Below are 19,106 nucleotides of genomic sequence, written 5' to 3'. Positions count from 1 at the left end.
CTATGCCATTAGCGGATTTCAGCAAAATATGACTATGCAAATCCTGAGCACTCGGCAAATTATGCCTATCTAAATCTGTAAATTTTGCATAATTTTATGAGATAAACGGAGTGGTGTGCAGTATTAGGAAGAGACAAACAGAAGTATTCAGTTTAAGATCTACTGTTCATTTTGGGAGGAGAGGGCTCTTACTGCGCGGAGATTTAGCGTAACGTGAGTTGGAAAATAAAAACTCGGTATAAATGTAGGTGTTTTTGTTTGGGTGTTTCTCCCAAGTAGGGCGATAAAAAACAAGAAGCCTTGGTTTATTTAGGAACGACTACAAACAGCGTATCTGTGGCGAAAATGGGTCAAAGCACACTAAAAATAGGGTGCCTATTGATTGGCACGCTGAAACCGGAGTACACCGTTCTGTTTTGTCCCTATGTAGAAAGTATCACCGACAGCGGCAAAGGCGGTTGCCATGTAAGGCAATTCAGGCGTAATCGGTTTCCATGTATTTGTATAATGATCCACCTGATAGACACCGCTATTGGACACACCGTAAGCCGTTATACCATCGACTGCAATTCTGTCCATGACGAACCTCTTCCTATCAACATCGGTAAGTACGTGCCATGTCTTACCACCGCGCGAGCGCATGACCCCCATATCTGTTGAGATGTAGATGGTTGCGCCCGCGAATCGTATGTCCTTGAAGTATCCAAACGGAAAGGCGAGAGACGCAGTGATGTCCTGCCAGGTGTCGCCATTGTCTGTGGACCGGAAAAGATCTCCGTCCTGTTTACCGGCATAGACTGTGTTGCCAGAAACGGCGAGTACGAATCCGCTCGCGGGGTTACCGGGAAAGGAGGAGCGATCAGAATTTTCCAATCCTGTGTCGTGCCACGCTGTTTCACCACGCCGCCATCTGAAGAGTTTACGCTTGTATTCCATGAAGACGGTATCGTTAGTGAGTGTGAACGCTCCATGCGGTCTGTATTTTTCAGTTGTGTGGCGTTGGTCTGGTCTCCATTGTTTCCCCGCTATCATAACATTGCCACTGTTTGTCCACGGTTCTCTACGTTTTTTCGGCCATTCTGTGTGTAAGGTGCCTGCTTCAAAATCTGGGACATCTTCAACCGGTAGGAAGGCATCACCAGCATCGGAGAGACTGGAAAGTGTAACACCATCACTGGCACTGCTGCTTGCATAGAGCGCACCATCGGCTGTTACGATTTTCGCGCCTTTCAGTGGAATACCTCTGTCAGTACCCAAACCGATGGGTTCCCACGACTCACCGCCATCTACGGATTTGAGCATTTCTGTAGGTGTTAGCGCGTAGAGAACATTTTTGACCGTAACGAGATTTGGAACATGGGAATTCACCAATCCAGTCGTAAAGGAGTGCCACGTGATGCCGCCATCCGTTGAGCGAACGACTCCAGAGGTATCAGATTTGTAAAAATTATTTTTATCCAACGCCACGATAGGAGAGGTCCCGAACGCAAATGCGTGCGGATCATTTCCGGGATCTTTCCACGTTTCACCACCGTCATAAGAGCGTAGCATTCCACTTGGACTTATTACCATCAACATTTTTTCACGTGTAACGACTTGGAGTGTGGTCATTATCTTAGTTAGAAATTTGTGGATATTGGGCGTAATATCTATCCATGAATCGCCAGAATCGGTTGAATAGAAAACTGCTGGTATAGGGTTTTGACTTGATGCCTCCTGCTGAACGGTATTCGTTCCGACGTAGAGTCTGTTCTCGACAATTGCCAACGAATTAATACCTTGTGATGTCGGCACCGGTACTTTTTTCCAAGCGTCGGTGAATCGGAAAAGTCCTCGGCTTGTGCCGACAAATAGACTGTTGCCAGCAGCAATTGCGTCCCAGATACGGAAACTGGGGCTGCCAACATCCGGTGTGCTATCAATTCGCATTGCCTCCCCTATGGGTATCCACTCCTTACCGGCATCCACAGAACGAAATACGGATGTCCTAAGGACGAGATGCATCGTCATATCCGTCTTTTCTGAGTCGTTCCCTTGAATGTTGTCTGTGATAATCAATGCAACGGCACGGCCTTTGGGGCGCGCCCCGAGCGTATCCAACGTCTCACCGCCATCGGTTGAGATTAAAAGTTCATCTGGTGTGAGGAGATAGAGAGTATCGCCGTGTTCCGCCATCACTGGGTCGAACGCTTGATTCGGACCGCTGGAGTTGACAAATGTCCACGCGTCTGCTTTTTCAGTGAGTCGGTAGAGGCCCGTTTGGGCAATGGCGTAAAGGGTGTGATCGGATGTGAGAAAAAGCCCTGGTTCTGAAACGTCTCCCGGGCCTTGTGTCTGAATCCACTGCGGTTTTGCTGTTGGTAGATCATTGCCATCTGCTTGCGCGGTTGTGGTGAAGGGTGGTTCCGTTTGGAATCCGGATTCACTGTTTTTACCGAGTGTGTCGGTTCTTCCGAATCGGGTCAGCGCGGCGGATTTGCGTTTCAACTCTCGGACGATAGATGTGTCAATCAATTCCACTGTCATCTCCGATGTTGCTTCCAAGTCATAAGGTTGCTGAAAACGCGATAACGGATGTGTGCCTTGTCCGATCATCAGAATGATCAGAAAAGTCGCTGCGAACGAGAATCCCCACGGCACCCAAGGTTTTGCCACTGAAGGAGTGGACGGTTTGATCTGTGCGATTTCGCGCATGATGTTCTCGGTTAGTGTTGGGGGGACTTGGAAAATACCGGAGACATCATGAAGCAGGTGTTCTTGTTTCTTCAAACGCGCTCGGGCCCGGTGGAGCCGGCTCTTAATGGTATTGGGTGATACACCTAAAAATTCACTGATTTTTTCACAAGACATCTCTGCCAGATAATGGAGCGTTACGACAGTGCGCTCACTCTCTGGCAACTTTTGGAGGAGGCGTTTGATGATGTCGCGCTGGCGTTCGAGAGAGGTTTTTTCACCAAGTTTTGTCTCATATTGGGTATAGCAGAATTCCTCTAATTCTGATACTTGCATTGCGTCCAGCGAAGTCGTCGGGAGCTGTTTCTTTGGGAACCATGCTATACACCGACGCGATGCAATCACATAGAGCCATCCTGTAAAATGATCCGACGGTTTCAACGTCGATAATTTTTTGTAGGCTTTCAGAAAGACATCCTGCGTGATCTCCTCAGCAATGTGAAAATCACCTGTTTTCCGCCAGACAAGCGTGTGTACCCATTTCTGGTATTTGTTCACGAGTATTGTAAATGCGTTCTGGTCACCATCTAAGGTGCGCCGGATCAACGCGAAATCACTATTTTTCATATATATCCCCCCAAAATAGCATCCTTTTAACTTAAAAACGCGTGTAAGAGACGGAAAGGTTGCATAAAATGTTAAAAAGACGCTTAATCTACATTATACTATGGCAAATTTCGTGCCAATTTCCATAAAAAAGTGCGATATTTGGATGAAAGTATAGAAATTTTAATTATATTTTCCAATTTTAACCGCTCAAAACGTAGGTGCACACTGAGTGTCAGGAAGAAATATCTCAGAATTTATCTTTCGTAAAAAAAGTCTCATTGGGCGGCTGAAAATTAGTCTATACTTCTTTTTTTATTCTCGGAACGCAAAATTTGTAGGATGAAACTCAAAATTTGTATGTGTTATGCAAAAATTGCGTTATTGAATATTGGCGTTTTTGGGGCATGCCCTATTTAATCCAAGGTTTGGGCAATTTTGATGATATTAAAGAAAATAGGCAGTTTTGAGAAGATTTTAGGACGATGAAAGTGTAAGGCGCATAACAGATGCGCCTTTTAAAAAGATAGTGTAGGTGCTGACAATCAGAGGCGTTTAGTTTGCCATAATTACGATTTTTCACTGGCTGGTTCTTCTTGTAGGAACGAGTTGTGCTCGCGACTTTCACTGACGGAAATTGACAACTAAATACCTCTGTTTTCGTCTTGACACAGGAAGATAGAAATGCTATGCTATGCTAAATTTCAGTTATTCTCGGCACCTTCATCAATCCAATCAATGAAGAGTTGGATTTGGTCTGCGTCCAACGGGGGGCCGCCAGGGGGCATGCCGCCGCCATCAATACGTTTGACAACAAGGCTCCCTTCGCCATTACCGGCGACAAAGGCAGCACCGCCATTTCCGCCTTTTTTGAAGGGATCGTATTTGCTGAGGTCCAACCCTGTAAAATGTCCGGCGACGTGGCATCCTGGAATGGCACATCTTTCGGCAAGGATAGGCTGAATATCGTCTTTAAAAGAGACTTTTGGTTCTTCAACGACAACGGGTTCCTCAATGACCGCTGGCTCTTCTGGCTGGGTTTCAGGCGTTGTCGTCGGTTGTAGGACATCTGTCATACCGGTGGTATCTTCAGTGATGTCGCCTTCGTCGCCACAACTCGCGATGAAGATTGCAGCAAGAAGTATACTAATTGCCAAAACAGGAATAGAAACAGCACGCGCGTGCCAATTACGCGAATGCATAGAAGATAAACTGATCACAATAGAATTCTCCTTTTCTGAGAATGTGTTCTTAGGATGAATCTCGTTATGTTTATATAGAATACCACGATATACGGGAGATGTCAATATGAAAATTTTGATTAACACCGACATTATGCCAGAACAACAGCAGCAGATCGAATCCGTTTCTGACGACCTTTCACTGGTGAAACCACAGAATTCAGAAGAGGCACTGCGTGAAATTGTGGATGCCGATATCGTGTTCGGTGGGTTTAACCGCTCGCTTTTTGAAAATGCGAAGCGGCTGAAATGGGTACAAGTGCTTTCAGCAGGTGTTGACGGCTTGCTGTTCCCGGAATTTGTCAAGAGCGATGTTATTCTAACAAGTGCAAAAGGCTTCGTTGGTCCACATCTGGCAGACCAAACGTGGGCTTTACTCCTCGGATTATTACGGGGCATCGGACGCTCGGTGCGCGAGCGGACCTGGGATAACCGGATGTCAATCCGCCTCGCGACGTGGGAATTAAGCGAACGGACGCTCGGTATCATCGGACTCGGCGGCACAGGTATTGATGTCGCCCGCCGGGCACAAGGGTTTGATATGCGGGTCATCGCTGTCGATCCGGAAACGGTTGAAGCCCCGTCATTTGTTCATGAAGTCTGGAAAATGGATCGGTTCCATGACCTGCTTTCAGAATCAGATGTTGTCGCTATCTGCGCGCCGCTGACACCGGAGACGCACGGTATGTTCGACGATACAGCATTTGAACAGATGAAATCGCACGCGTTGCTCATCAACGTCACACGTGGCAAGATTGTAGATGGCCCGGCATTGCTCCGGGCACTCACTTCAGGAAGCATTGGCGGTGCGGGATTGGATGTCACGCCAGAAGAGCCGCTGCTTGCCGACAGTCCGTTGTGGGATCTGCCGAATGTAATTATTACACCGCACGTCGCGGGTGGCTCGCCAATTCGCTTGGATCGGTCGGTTGGACTGTTCTGTGACAACTTAGAACGGCTGCTCGTTGGTAAACCGCTCCTCAGCGTGATTGATAAAGAGAAGGGATATTAGCAGCGAATTTGGCTGTGCACGCTGGCATAACATTATCGGATTAGTTCTCTGGACTTTTGATTCTGCCCCACGTCACAGCCATTTTATTTACCGGTTGTACTGGTAATGAATTACCAACCCAGCGCGGCAAAATAGGGAGACTATCCTCCAAAAGTACTAAACGCCGAACTTTCTGGGACGCAAACGAATAGATGTAGAGCCCATAATTACCAAAACCTATATCAACAGAAAATACAAGATATTTGCCATTCGGGGACCAATCCACTTGAAAGAACTGCCGCAAGCCGCGATTGGCAATTTCTTCGAGGAGGTTTATTCCATTCGCATTCACAACAAATATGCCTTCATGCACGTGCTCGACTACTTTTCGGTGGTTCCGCCCTTCAACATCTGCAACAAATACGCCTTCATGAAGCGGTGTGTAGGCAATCTTTTTGCCGTCCGGGGAGAATGCATAGAACGGGTAACGGCTTAAGAAACCCGCACGTTCAAGGAACGGCAAATGTTTCTTGGGTTTCTCCTGCCCATTGACATTCGACTCCCAGATCTCCTGAAGCCTGTCCGTTGAAGCGAGATTGTAGAACACAGATTGCGCATCTGGTGCCCAGACGAAACCTATGGGGCTTTCGCCAATGGGGTGGGGTAACTTCCGTTTCTGTCGTCCGTCCGGCGAGATTAGAAAAATTTCTGTGTCCAGATCGCGTCCGCCTCTTATCCTTTGTGGACTGCCAGCATAGACGATCCAACGTCCATCCGGAGACCAAGAAATATCGACGTAAGAGTGGACTTGCAATATGATGGAACGGATTTTCTTACCGGTGTGGAGGTCTCGGATATGGAGAAGATTACGGCGATCAGGGTCGTGGTCTACCGCTGCCAAAAAGCGTCCATCCGGCGAAGGTGTCGAAATACCTTCTTCCGTAATGCGCGTAGGTGTAGGTACGGTATCATTCGGATGTATCATGTAGGTAGTCCCCCGATAGGCGTAGACGATCATACCTTCTGCCCAACAGAGGAGACTCGGGCAAATACCCAATAGAAGAATTATTACCGAAAACAGAAAAATCAAGCGATGTGTGTTCATTAGGGAGCCCTCATTTGAAAAATAGCTGCACTAACAGCCAAGGTTAAGGTGCGTTGATTAATTACCAAACATCTTTCTATACATTATTTGTATCGGCAATTCTTGTGCCAATAGGAAACGAAAAATAAATTAATCAGTCTCTGTTTTACGTTTGAGGCTCCCCCACGTCACAGCCATTTTATTTGACGGCTGCACTGGCAATGAATCACCAACCCAGCGCGGCAAAATAGGGAGGCTATCCCGCAAAAGGACTAAACGCCGAGCTTCCTCGGACGCAAATGAGTAGATGTAGAGACCGTAATCACCCGCAAGCGTCTCAGCAGAAAACACAAGATGTTTGCCATTCGGCGACCAATCTACCTGAAAGAACTGCTGCAAGCGGTGATTGATGAATACTTGGATACCTACCCCCACAGCATCCGGAAATACGTTTTCATGAACGCGATCCGTTACTTTTCGGTGGTTCTTTCCCTCAGCATCTGCAACAAATACGCCTTCATGCAGCGATGTATAGGCTATCTTTTTCCCGTTTGGCGAGAAACTATAGAACGGGTAACGGCTTAAGAAACCCGCACCTTCGTGGAATAGCAAATGTTTCTTCGGATTTTCCTGACCATTGATTCTCGACTCCCAGATTTCCTGACGCCGGTCTATTGAAGCGAGATTGTAGAACACAGATTGCGCATCTGGTGTCCAGACAAAACCTATGGGTCTTTCGCCAATGGGATGGCGTAACTTTCGCTTATGTCGTCCATCGGGTGAAATCAGGAAAATTTCGGTGCCCAGCTCACGCCCAGCTCTTAATCTTTCTATATTACCAGCATAGACGATCCAGCGTCCATCTGGAGACCAAGAAATATCGACGTAAGAATGGACTTGCAATATGATGGAACGAATTTTTTTACCGGTGTGGAGGTCTCGGATATGGAGAAGATTACGGCGATCCGGATCGCTGTCTACCGCCGCTAAAAAGCGACCATCCGGCGAAGGGGTAGAGATACCTTCTTCTGTAATGCGCGTGGGTATGGTATCATTCGGGCCCATCATGTAGGTAGTCCCCCGATAGGCGTAGACGATCATACCTTCTGCCCAACAGAACAGACCCGTACAAAAATCCAGTAGAATTATGAGCGAAAACAGTAGCCTTAAGTGACGTGTGTTCATTGGGTGATCCTTGGCAGCATTCAACTTAACTCAGCAATCCTGACGAGTTGTTTCCCAATATTGCCACCTTTTAGCATGCTAATGAACGCTGCTGGCGCGTTTTCGATGCCTCCTTCTTCGATCGTTTCCCGATATTTCAGTTTGCCCTGGCGCAACCATTCTGCCATCTCGACGAGTGCCTCTGCGTGCCGGTCAGCGTATTCAGAGACGAGGAAACCTTCGATTCTTGAGCGTTTGGTAATCATATGCCAGAGGAAACGGGGTCCCGTCTCCGGTTTTTCTAAATTATACTGAGAAATTTGTCCGCATATAACGACACGTCCCTTGATCCTTAAATTGGGGAAGACGACATCTGTGATCTCGCCGCCGACGTTGTCAAAATAGACATCAATACCATCAGGCAGGAGTGTCTGGAGTTCTGTGTGATAATCGGAGACCTCTTTATAATTAAAAGCCGCATCGAAGCCGAGTTCATTGACGATATAATCGACTTTCTCATCGGTGCCAGCGGAACCGACAACCCGGCATCCTTTAATTTTCGCAATCTGTCCGACGACGGAACCAACTGCCCCTGCGGCACCAGAGACAAACACGGTCTCTCGCGCTTGAAGTTGTCCAACCTCAAGCAGACCGAAGTAGGCTGTTAACCCTGGCATACCGAGAATCCCTGCCCCTGTTGAGATGGGCGCGATTGTCGGATCAATTTTCCGCAATTCATCACCCGCAGCGGCCCCGTATTCCTGCCACCCGATATTCGCATTGACAATATCACCGACTCCGAAATTAGGATGCTTTGATTCCATAACCTGAGCAATAACACCACCCACCATCACTTCATCGATTTCGACGTTGGCGGCATAAGATTTTGCGGCATTAATTCGCCCTCGCATGTACGGATCAACGGAGAGGTAGATAGTTTTCACCAATACTTGATCGTCTTCCGGTTTCGGAATTGGGACTTCCACCAGATTAAAATCTGACTCCTTCGGGTACCCTGCGGGCCGAGAGGCGAGGGTAATTTGACGATTCATTAATAGTACTCCTTATTAATAATTAACCTCTCTTATTGAATTGAACAGGATCTTCACCATGAATGACAATGAGTTCGTGTTGAGGTGCGTCCCAATCGAAAACTTTAACAATAGGCAGAATGACGCGAACAGCCAAACCGATACGCCGTTTGTCAGAGCGATTCGCCTCCGAGTGATGCAAGGTGCGTTCGTTAAAGAGAACAAATTCGCCGGGCTGCATCTCTAAGTTGGCGACATTGCTTGTGTCAACGAACCCAAGGTCACCCATTTGGTTAAATGCCATGTCGGATGTCGCTTTCACGTGCGGGATCACTTTGCGGTGTGAACCGGGGACGATCTGGAGGCAGCTGTTTTCCAAGGTTGCCGAATCGACAGCAATCCATGCTGAAATTATGATGGGCGGCTCAAGGGGCCAATAGTTGAAATCTTGGTGCCACGGAATCTCTTTTGCGCCGGGTTCTTTGACGAAGAAGTTTGTCCGCCAGAGTAGGAGGTCTGGTCCGTACAACGATGCCATCCGTTTAACAATAGCGGGGTGCGTGGCAAGATCGTGAATCAAGGGAGAATCGAGGTGGCGGTTATGCACCCTGTTTTTGTGATCAGGCGCATCAGTTTCAAGCACCCTCTCAATTTCTGGTTGCATGTTGAACATCTCTTCAGAGTTACAGAGTGTATAGGGACCGAGGTAACCCTGCCGCCAAAACTGCTCCCGCTCTTCAGGACATAATATATGGTTTCCGTTTTGCATTGTATAAAATCCTCATCTTGTTGTTTTGAGGGGGTATGCTGAAGTCTCGTCAGCCAATTCCGAAACGCTACTCCTGACAGACATGTACCTTAATCGCACCGGAAGTTTTATCGGCAGACACGCGGAAGGCTTCGCTGATCTCGTCAAGTGGATAGTAGTGCGTCACCAATTTCGTGGCATCAACCTTACCGGCGTCTATTAATTCAATCGCCGCCTCAAAGTCTGTCTCCATTCCACTATAACCGTAGCAGTTAGAACCTGTAATGAAGGCTTCCGACCAGACGATGGTGGAGAGATTCACCTCAAGCGGTTTATAGTACCCGGCGACGAGAACGACAGCCCCCTGTTTCCGAACGATAGTTGTTGCGGTGTTGAAGTTCTCCGCGCCGCCCACCGTTTCGATGACTGCGTCAAAACCGATGCCGTTTGTGACATCCTTGACGTATTCCCCAACATCGGTATCGCCGACGTTGACGATGTGATCTGCGCCGAGTGCTTTTGCTAACGCTGCCTGCTGTTGGTATTTGACGGTAATCAAGGTCTCCTTAATACCTGCGGCAACTGCATCTGCCAAGCAGAACTGCCCGATAGTGCCACCACCGATAATAGCGATTGTATCTCTGGAGTTGGCACCCGAACGCGCGACGGCACGGTGTGAGACAGCGAGCGGTTCAACGAGTGCGCCTTGTTCAAACGTCATCCGTTGCGGTAATTTAAAGAGTCCTGAATGATGCGTTGCAGTGTATTCTGCGAACCCACCGTGCATGTTCGGAGAGATCCAGGCTCTATTGAAGCAGAGATTATACTGTCCGGTTTCACAATACTTGCAGGTGCCGCAATGCGAAAAACATTCCACAGCGACTTTGTCTCCAATATCAAATTCGGTTACGCCATCGCCGAGAGCCGTGACGACCCCACATGTTTCGTGTCCCGCGGCGTGTTCATGCGATTGTCCCCAGTGTCCGAAATAGCTGTGCAGATCGCTACCACAGATGCCGGTCTGTTTGGTGTCAACGAGTACAAAGCCCGGAGGCGGTTCGTTACGTTCAACCTCACGAATAGCAATTTGTTCAATGTCTGTATAGATGGCGGCTTTCATTTTCATGCGAATTTTCCTTTGGGGTACGAGATATGGAAATCTCAGGTTACCCGCTTGTTGTTGGTCCGAACATCCGAAGAATCGCGCGCTTATCGGATTTTCCAACGCTCGTTTTCGGGATTTCGTCAACAAAGACAAACTGGTCCGGAATCCAGAACTTAGGGAATTCAGAAGCAAGTTGCTGCCTAAGAATATCTGAGATATTCTCGTTTGTCTGTTCTGCGAGTACAACGGCCGCGAAGGGACGTTCTCCCCACTTCTCGTCAGGTATGCCGACAACGGCAACTTCATGCACGCATGGATGTTTCAGCAGGACAGCTTCCAAGGCAACACTTGAAATAGACTCGCCACCGCTTCGGATGAGTGCCTTCGCTCGGTCAACAATTTGCATGTAACCGTCCGCGTCAATCGTAGCCATATCACCCGTGCGTAACCATTTGTCGGTTGTGAAGTGCTCCGCAGTTGGTTCAACTTTGTAGTAGCGATTCGCTGTCCAAGGGCTTCGCACCTGGAGTTCTCCGACTGTTTCACCATCCCAAGGAAGTTCCGTGAAACCGTTAGATGTTTCGGCTGCGAGACGGAGTTCAACGCCCGGTATAGGTCGTCCCTGCTTTGCTTTAATTCGCCATTTCTCAGCGTCTGACAAACTCCGATGGGCACCGCGCAGCTTCGAGAATGTTCCAGTTGGGGACATCTCTGTCATGCCCCAAGCGTGGCAGATCTCAACGCCAAGTTCCTTTTCGTAGGCTTCAATCAAGGACAGTGGCATCGCCTCTCCGCCGACGATCAATCGTCGCAATCTGGGGATGTCCTTTCTCCTTTTATATAGTTCGGGATACACCTTTGCCCAGACCGTCGGTACGCCTGCAGCGACAGTGACACCTGTCTCGGCAATAAGTTTGGCTATACATGGTGGTTTGGCACCCGGTAGCACCATATCTGCGCCAGCGAACATACTTGCGTAAGGCAGTCCCCACGCCATCGCATGGAACATTGGAACGATCGGCAAGACGACATCTGCCTCTGTCAATCCGAAGACATCGGCTTGGTTCGCTGCCAGTGTGTGGAGAAACATAGAGCGGTGTGTATAGAGAACGCCTCTCGGTTCTCCTTGGGTGCCGCTGGTGTAGCAGAGTCCCATCGCCCAGTTCTCGTCTTGGATATCCCATGAGGATATAGGTATGGCTTCGGAGAGTACCCGCTCATAAGGTACATCATCATCCATAGATGTTGGGTCAAAGTAGATAGCTTGTTTACATGCAGTCTTATTCTGGAACGCCCTAAATTGCTCCCTAAACTCGCTATCAACAAAGATGAGTTTATCTTCTGCCTCGTGTACAATTTGTGCTAATTGTTCAGTCGAGAGACGGATATTGAGCGGGTGGAGCACGGCACCGATACATGGAATCGCGTAGTAGAGTTCTAAGTGTTGATAGGTATTGGAAGCATACGTTGCGACTCTGTCTCCGCACTGAATCCCGAATTGGGTGATAGCGTTTGCCAATCGCTTCACGCGCTCGTATAACGTAGTATAGTTGTAACGATGCAGCGTCCCATCAGGCAGCAGTGTGGTAACCTGCTTATCCCTATGTATACGGTGTGCGTGTTCTAAAATCTGCGCGAGCGTCAATGGGTAGTTCATCATCAAGCCAAGCGTTCTTTCTAACGATTGGATTTCGTTTCGTTTTTTTACCCGTTCCTCGCCCCAGTAACGGGTGAAAATCCTGCCAAAGATGGTTTTTTAATGCACACAAGGATACGAAAATTGGAACCTATACAAAAATTCTGCCTGTCAGCGTCATAAATTATGGCAACTTTCATCTATTTTAGCATAAAAACGGAGTTTGTTGTTAAAAAAAGTGATTCCCTATGTTATTCTCCGACTTTAATTTGCATTTTAGAAGAGAAGTGATGCATAATTAAAGCATATTGGTAAGTAGAAACAACTGTATAAAAACAACTATTGGTGCTACAAATGGTTATGATTTTCTTATTCTATTTTTTTTACAGGGGAGAACAAATTATAATGTCAATATCAGACAATAAGCGGTATTTCTGGTGCGTTGTAGCCATTTTATTCGGAATTGTCTTAGTGATGCCAATGGCTGTGAGTGCTGAAGCACTCACGGTAATCGTTCAAGATCAAAATGGGAACGCTATTCCAGAAGCAAGAGTACAGATTGGGAGCCAAGAACAGACAACGGATGCATCTGGCAACGCTATGTTTAGCGACGTGACAGGTGCGCAGTCGCTGACCGTATTAGCCATCGGATTTTCAAGTAAGCGACTGAATACGACTGCTGGGCAGACCGAAGTGACGGTGGTACTTGCTCCGATCCAAACCGTGGATGCGGTTGTAGTGGTGGGTACCCGTAGTATAGGCAGAAGCGCACTGCAAGCACCCGTGCCGATAGAGGTTGTCAACAGAGAGCAGCTGAGCCTTACCGGTCAATCCGAAACCGGTCGGGTGCTTCAGATGTTAGTTCCTTCCTTCAATTTCTCAAGTTCAACGATTAGTGACGGTACAGATGCGCTACGTCCGGCAACGCTGCGTGGCTTAGGCCCCGACCAAACGCTTGTGCTTGTTAACGGCAAACGTCGCCACAAGAGCGCATTGCTGCACGTTAACACATCGGTGGGTCGCGGCACTGCCGGGACAGACTTCAATGCGATTCCGTCAGCGGCGATTGAGCGGATTGAAGTCCTACGCGATGGTGCGGCAGCGCAATACGGCTCCGATGCTATTGCCGGTGTTATCAATATCGTGCTCAAAGACGATGTCGATACAGGCAATGCTGACATCTATTGGGGACAAACCTACGAAGGCGATGGCGATACATGGAACGGTAACGCGAACTACGGTATGAAAGTCGGCGGATCCGGTTTCCTGAATCTCACCGCCGAGTGGCGCGACAGGTATCGCACGAACCGTGCTGGACTTACAGGCGAACGCCAATATGACTGGGTGGATGTAGATCAAGGCAGACTGCCCGATGCCACGCTCGAAATCGAAAATGATGATGGAACGGTAAGTGAGAAACCGGTCTGGTTCGACCCGCGCGAATATACCTTTGAACGTCAGAACTTCCGCATCGGAGATGCTGACTCGACACAAAAAGTTGGGTTCTATAATTTCGGACTTCCCCTCGCTGACGGGTTGGAACTCTACTCTTTTGGTGGACACTCCTCGCGCCAAAACAATAGTTCGGGTTTCTATCGCAGAGCAAATCAGGGCTCGCGAACCGTCACCGAAATTTACCCAGACGGGTTCCTGCCAGAAATTAACACCGACATTGGGGATACCTCTCTCGCCTTAGGTATGGCATGGACGCACGAGGCGACTGACCTGAATGTTGATGTCAGCATCAATCACGGGTTGAACACATTTGACTTCCTTATTTCCAATTCCCTGAACGCCTCTTATGGTCCCAGCAGCCCAACCTCCGCAGATGCTGGCGGCTTTGAACTCTCGCAAACGGCGTTCAACTTAGATGTCACTTATCCGCTGGACTATCAGTCTTCACTCATCAACCTGGCAGGTGGTATTGAATTCCGCAGAGAAGGTTACGGTATCCATGCAGGCGAACCGCTTTCATGGATTAATGCAGGACTCGGCGTAGACGGTGCCGCGAGTGGTATCCAAGTTTTTCCCGGTTTCCGACCTGACAACGAAGTGGACGAAAGCCGAACCAATATTGCCGGATACGCGGACTTTGAATCTTACCTGAGTGGACAACCGGGAACAGGACTTCTCGTCGGCGCAGCGGTGCGCGGTGAACAGTATAGCGACTTCGGTGCGACTGTCACGGGAAAAGCGACGGCTCGCTACGATTTGACGAAACAGGTTGCGGTGCGTGCTGCGGGTAGCACAGGCTTCCGTGCACCTTCACTGCAACAACTCTACTTCAACAATATTAGTACACAATTCAAGGTGGATGCCGACGATATTGATAAGGATGGCAACACTGATGAACTGATAGCACTTGAAGTCGGTACCTTTCGCAATGACAGCGATGCCGCACGGGCGCTCGGTATTCCTGAACTCAAAGAGGAGACCGCATTCAACGTTTCCGGTGGTTTCGTGTTGAAACCGCTCGATAAAATGTGGCTTAGCATTGATGGATTTCTGATTCAAATTGATGATCGCATTGTCCTGAGCGGTAGTTTCAGTGCTGATGATCTAACAGAGTTAGCCGCAGCAGGGGCAAGCAGCGCACAGGTGTTCACAAATGTTGCACAAACACGCACACAAGGCGTTGATGTTGCGGCAGGCTACTTGCATGCTTTTGATAACGAATCCTTGCTTAATTTGAAGGTTGCATTGACGTGGGCGGACACTGAGGTTATTGGTGATGTGGATGCCCCAGAAATCCTCGTCGGACGTGAAGACACCCTTTTCCCTTCTCAGGAACGTTCCATGATTGAGGAGTGGCAGCCGAACACGCGGATTAACCTGAGTGCTGATTACATTGTTAGCGACCTCACTATCGGTGGTGCTTTGCGCTATTTCGGCAGCTACACTGTTCAAGAAGGAAGTGGTGACGATCCGGCACGCCAAACCTACGGTGGAAAATGGCTCACCGACATCCAGAGCAATTATCAACTGAACGAAGGGCTTTCGTTGACTATCGGTGCGAACAATCTGTTCGATCAGGTGCCTGACTTGAACGAGATCGGTCAGTCACGCACTGGTGCTTTAAAGGATAGTGTTGGCAACGTCATTGTTGATTCCCCCGGTGTGTTCACGTATTCGAGAAGGTCGGCACCTTTCGGTTTCAACGGTGGACTTTACTACGCGAAGTTATCCTATCGTTTTTAGGATGGATGCCATAATCGCTGAAAAAATTGTAACTGTAGGCGCGGTTTAAAACCGCGCCTTTTTTTGCGTAATTTCTATTGCATCTATTTGCACAAGATGCTAAATTAGGTTGAGATTTAAAAATAAAGGAGAACTATTGAATGCATCGAAATCTCTTAATCTTTTGTGTCGTGGTGCTGTTTGTCGGTGCCATTATTGCGTTGAGCATCCGTTCTGTTGAAAGCCAGGGTGATATGGTCCAGCGTGGCAAATATCTCGTAGAAGCGGTTGCTGCGTGCGGATATTGTCATACGCCGCGTGTGGGTGCCGACTATGACATGGATATGTACCTCGCTGGGCACCCGGCTGGGCAACCTTCTCCACGTTATAATTTCCGTATGATCCGAGAAGGCATTTTTATTGTAACTGCGCCCCAGTTATCAGCCTTCTCAGGGGCGTTTGGAACCAGTTTCGCCTCAAACCTGACGCCTGACAAAGAGACTGGATTGGGTGAATGGACAGAGGAGATGTTCATCGGAGCGATGCGGACTGGGCACCATCAAGGTGTGGAAAGCAACCGGAAGATCTTCCCGCCGATGCCGACGAAGCACTACGCGCAGATGAACGATGAAGATTTGAAAGCAATTTGGGCATACCTTCGGACGGTTAAGCCGATCAAAAACGAGGTTAATCCTGCCTTAGATCATCAAGGTAAACCAAAATAATTGAAAAGGAGAAAGTTGGTTGATGCTTGTCACGGAATGTTCGCGTTTTAATCTTTTTTGGTCAACGACGTAACTGATAACTGACAACTGATAACTGACAACTATTATGGCATCAGCAAAAAAACAGGTTCGCATCTGCGTCGTCGGTATGGGTATCGGTAAACCCAACGGCGCGGCACTCGCCAGAAACCCACGTGGCAATGTTGTCGCGCTCTGCGATCTACTTGAAGATCGGATGAAAGCCTTCGCTAAGGACTTACCCGGCAAAGTCAAATTCTACACAGATTACAAAGAGATGTGCAAAGCCGATGATATCGACGCAGTCTTCGTCGGCACGCCGAATCAGTGGCATGTCCCGATCGCGTTGGAAGCAGTACGAAACGGTAAGCACGTCATGGTAACGAAACCGCTCGCGGATTCTGAGGAGGCGGCACAAAAATTGGTCGCAGCAGCGGAAGCAGCGGGTGTCGTCAATATGATGTCGCTCTCCACGCGTTTTGGGAAAGAGTGTCAATACCTCGGCAATCTTGCACGCGATAATTATTTCGGAGAACTCTATTACGCGCGGGCACGGAGCGTGCGTAGGAGCGGTATCCCGGCATGGAACCTCGGTTTCATCCAGAAAGGCGGCGGCGCATTTCGCGATATGGGTGTCCATGTGCTTGACTCGGCGTGGTGGATTCTTGGATTACCAAAGCCAATTGCAGTGTTAGGTGCTGCTGGCGCGAAGTTCGGACCTCGGGGACTCGGCTATTGGAAGGGGACGAAAGCACCTAAAGAGATCTATGAGAAATATGATTCCGATGATTACGCGGGTGGATTTATTACCTTTGAAGGTGGCGTTGGCTTGCAGGTGGAAAGTTTCTGGGCATCACACCAACCTGATGAATTTCAGATTGAGCTCTTCGGTACAGAGGCGGGTGCAACTATGAGCCCCTTGCGACTTTATCGCACCGATAAAAAAGGTGAATTTGAGGACATAGATGGGAAGCCTCCAAAGAGTAAGTATGGGTCAACGTGGGATGCTATCGCTGGTCACTTTATCGAATGTATCTTAGATGACGTAACGTGTAAGGCACCGCTCCGTCATGGGCTTGTTGTTCAGCAGATGATGGAAGGGCTGCTCGCAAGTGCTGAGACAGGGCGTGAAGTTCATATTGACCATCCATAGAGGCTAAAAAAAATGACCCTTGATATAACAACGCTACGCAACGATTTCGCAGAAACCGGTTTTGCTATCGCACCGAACTTGTTCACGCGAGACGAAGTCCAACGGCTCAAATCGGAATGCATCGACATTCTGGAGGCCGTTAAAGCGGAGACTGGGGTAGTCGCTGGGCACGGCGTTTATGTGGGTTTGGCTGCGCGGAGTCCCGTTTTTCAAACCGCAGTCGGTGATGCCCGCTTACTTGATATTTTGGAAGGCATTCTTGCGCCGGATATCGAGTTTCTCAGCGACAAGATGGTCTTCAAAAGTGAGTCAACGACGTTCGCAAGTCCTTGGCACCAAGATTGGTCCTATTGGTACGGTGCCCACAAAGTCTCGATCTGGGTGGCACTTGACGATGCGACCGTTGAAAACGGGTGCCTCAAATTATTTCCGGGTTCCCACAAATCCGCGATTGTCCACGACGGCGATGCCAGTGACGGACACGGCTTCGGGAATCGGTTGCGTCCGGGTGCGGTTGACGAAAACCTCGCCGTCACAGCAGAGATTGAAGCAGGCGGTGCCGTCTTTTTTCATGATCTGACGCTCCATTCCAGCCATCCGAACCGTTCTGGCGAAGAGCGTTGGGTCTGGATTCCAACGTATCGAGATGCAAAAGCAGAGGACGAGGACTATCCGTGGGCTGTCGCTGCGAAAGTTTTACGTGGCGAAAAATTAACGGAAGAGAAGCAGAGAATGGAAGGATAGAAGGCGTTAGAATGGAAGGTTGGAAGGATGGAAGGATGCCCCAATCTTCCAACCTTCTAATCTTTTCTTCCAATCTTCCGCTATAAGTAAAGAAGGAGAAACAATGTTTAAAAATCTGAGTACCGGTGCAATCGGCATCCGGGCAAATATGAAAGAAGGCTTAGACCTCGCGAAAAACGCCGGATTTGAAGGTCTCGACCTAAGCATCGACGAAGCCAACCAACTATCACAAGAACACTCTGTCCAACACGTCAAAGACCTCTGGTCAGAAGCGGGGGTTGCCATGGGTGGATGGGGTTTCGGTGTCAACTGGCGCGGTCACGATGCCGACTACTACGCCGGTTTAGCGCAATTGCCGGAACGTGCGGCGCTCGCTGCGGAACTCGGCTGCTATCGAACAACTACTGTTGTAGGACCCGCCTCAAACGATATGACATATCAGGAGAATTGGGATTTTTCCGTCAAACGGTTGCGTTCTGTCGCCGAGATTCTTAAAGACCACGGACATTCAATCGGGCTTGAGTTCATTGGACCGGCAACGAGCCGCAAGAGTGCTAAACACCTCTTCGCCTACTCAATGGATGCGATGTTAGGACTCGCCGCCGCTGTCGGTACAGGGAACGTTGGACTCCTCTTTGATACATGGCACTGGTACACTTGCCGTTCCACAGTTGACGATGTGCGGAAACTTTCTGCATCGGATGTCGTTTACGTCCACATCAACGATGCACCTGCCGGAATTGATCCAGACGATCAGATTGATAACATCAGATGCCTTCCCGCTGAAACCGGCGTAATCCCACTCACCGAATTGATGCAAATCCTGACAGAGATCGGTTACGATGGACCTGTGACACCGGAACCTTTCAGCCAAAAGGTGAACGGCATGGAACCCGCCGATGCAGCAAAAGCCACAGCGGAATCGCTTGATCAGGTGTGGGAAAACGCGGGGCTGTAACTGTTGACCACCTCATGGCGGCAGGACCACTTGCTTTCCATAACGCCTACGG

General features: G+C 48.9%; 14 protein-coding genes. 6 read left to right on the top strand and 8 right to left on the bottom strand.

The window, feature by feature from the left end:
- Positions 1–375: 375 nt before the first annotated feature.
- Both OXH00_18590 and OXH00_18585 read right to left on the bottom strand, forming a co-directional pair.
- Positions 376–3,300: a sigma-70 family RNA polymerase sigma factor gene (locus OXH00_18590; GenBank protein MCY3743029.1), complete on the bottom strand. Its 2,925-nt coding sequence runs from the start codon at positions 3,298–3,300 to the stop codon at positions 376–378.
- 683 nt (positions 3,301–3,983) lie between these two features.
- On the bottom strand, positions 3,984–4,499 hold the full coding sequence (locus OXH00_18585; GenBank protein MCY3743028.1) for a hypothetical protein: 516 nt from the start codon (positions 4,497–4,499) through the stop codon (positions 3,984–3,986).
- An 88-nt stretch (positions 4,500–4,587) separates the two neighbouring features.
- On the opposite strand from OXH00_18585, the gene OXH00_18580 reads away from it, so the two are divergent.
- A complete protein-coding gene (locus OXH00_18580; GenBank protein MCY3743027.1) occupies positions 4,588–5,532 on the top strand; it encodes a D-2-hydroxyacid dehydrogenase in 945 nt (314 codons plus the stop codon).
- Positions 5,533–5,572: 40 nt separating this feature from the next.
- Here OXH00_18580 and OXH00_18575 read toward each other — a convergent pair whose 3' ends face one another.
- The 6 genes from OXH00_18575 to OXH00_18550 form a co-directional block, all read right to left on the bottom strand.
- A complete protein-coding gene (locus OXH00_18575) occupies positions 5,573–6,616 on the bottom strand; it encodes a hypothetical protein (protein MCY3743026.1) in 1,044 nt (347 codons plus the stop codon).
- A gap of 129 nt (positions 6,617–6,745) precedes the next feature.
- Positions 6,746–7,780 (bottom strand): hypothetical protein, encoded by a 1,035-nt coding sequence (locus OXH00_18570; protein ID MCY3743025.1) that lies wholly within the window; start codon positions 7,778–7,780, stop codon positions 6,746–6,748.
- A gap of 20 nt (positions 7,781–7,800) precedes the next feature.
- Positions 7,801–8,811, bottom strand: coding sequence for an NADP-dependent oxidoreductase (locus OXH00_18565; protein MCY3743024.1), 1,011 nt, complete (start codon positions 8,809–8,811; stop codon positions 7,801–7,803).
- A 22-nt stretch (positions 8,812–8,833) separates the two neighbouring features.
- Positions 8,834–9,559, bottom strand: a complete 726-nt coding sequence (locus tag OXH00_18560) for a phytanoyl-CoA dioxygenase family protein (protein ID MCY3743023.1) — start codon at positions 9,557–9,559, stop codon at positions 8,834–8,836.
- Positions 9,560–9,626: 67 nt separating this feature from the next.
- On the bottom strand, positions 9,627–10,664 hold the full coding sequence (locus tag OXH00_18555; protein MCY3743022.1) for an alcohol dehydrogenase catalytic domain-containing protein: 1,038 nt from the start codon (positions 10,662–10,664) through the stop codon (positions 9,627–9,629).
- 40 nt (positions 10,665–10,704) lie between these two features.
- Positions 10,705–12,303, bottom strand: coding sequence for a long-chain fatty acid--CoA ligase (locus tag OXH00_18550; protein ID MCY3743021.1), 1,599 nt, complete (start codon positions 12,301–12,303; stop codon positions 10,705–10,707).
- 381 nt (positions 12,304–12,684) lie between these two features.
- On the opposite strand from OXH00_18550, the gene OXH00_18545 reads away from it, so the two are divergent.
- The 5 genes from OXH00_18545 (at position 12,685) to OXH00_18525 (ending at position 19,054) form a co-directional block, all read left to right on the top strand.
- Entirely contained in the window at positions 12,685–15,477 is a 2,793-nt protein-coding gene (locus OXH00_18545) for a TonB-dependent receptor (GenBank protein MCY3743020.1), read from the top strand.
- Positions 15,478–15,617: 140 nt separating this feature from the next.
- A complete protein-coding gene (locus tag OXH00_18540; GenBank protein ID MCY3743019.1) occupies positions 15,618–16,181 on the top strand; it encodes a c-type cytochrome in 564 nt (187 codons plus the stop codon).
- Positions 16,182–16,287: 106 nt separating this feature from the next.
- On the top strand, positions 16,288–17,352 hold the full coding sequence (locus tag OXH00_18535) for a Gfo/Idh/MocA family oxidoreductase (protein MCY3743018.1): 1,065 nt from the start codon (positions 16,288–16,290) through the stop codon (positions 17,350–17,352).
- A gap of 12 nt (positions 17,353–17,364) precedes the next feature.
- Complete coding sequence (locus OXH00_18530) at positions 17,365–18,096, top strand: phytanoyl-CoA dioxygenase family protein (protein ID MCY3743017.1); 732 nt, start codon at positions 17,365–17,367, stop codon at positions 18,094–18,096.
- 103 nt (positions 18,097–18,199) lie between these two features.
- Positions 18,200–19,054 carry a sugar phosphate isomerase/epimerase gene (locus OXH00_18525; protein MCY3743016.1) on the top strand — a complete coding sequence of 285 codons (855 nt, stop codon included), beginning with the start codon at positions 18,200–18,202 and terminating at the stop codon, positions 19,052–19,054.
- The last annotated feature ends 52 nt before the right edge of the window (positions 19,055–19,106 follow it).

Source organism: Candidatus Poribacteria bacterium (genome assembly GCA_026706025.1).
Classification (GTDB): Bacteria; Poribacteria; WGA-4E; order WGA-4E; family WGA-3G; genus WGA-3G.
The sequence above is the reverse complement of the archived record's forward strand: the minus strand, read 5'-3'. Positions and strand labels throughout refer to the sequence as shown.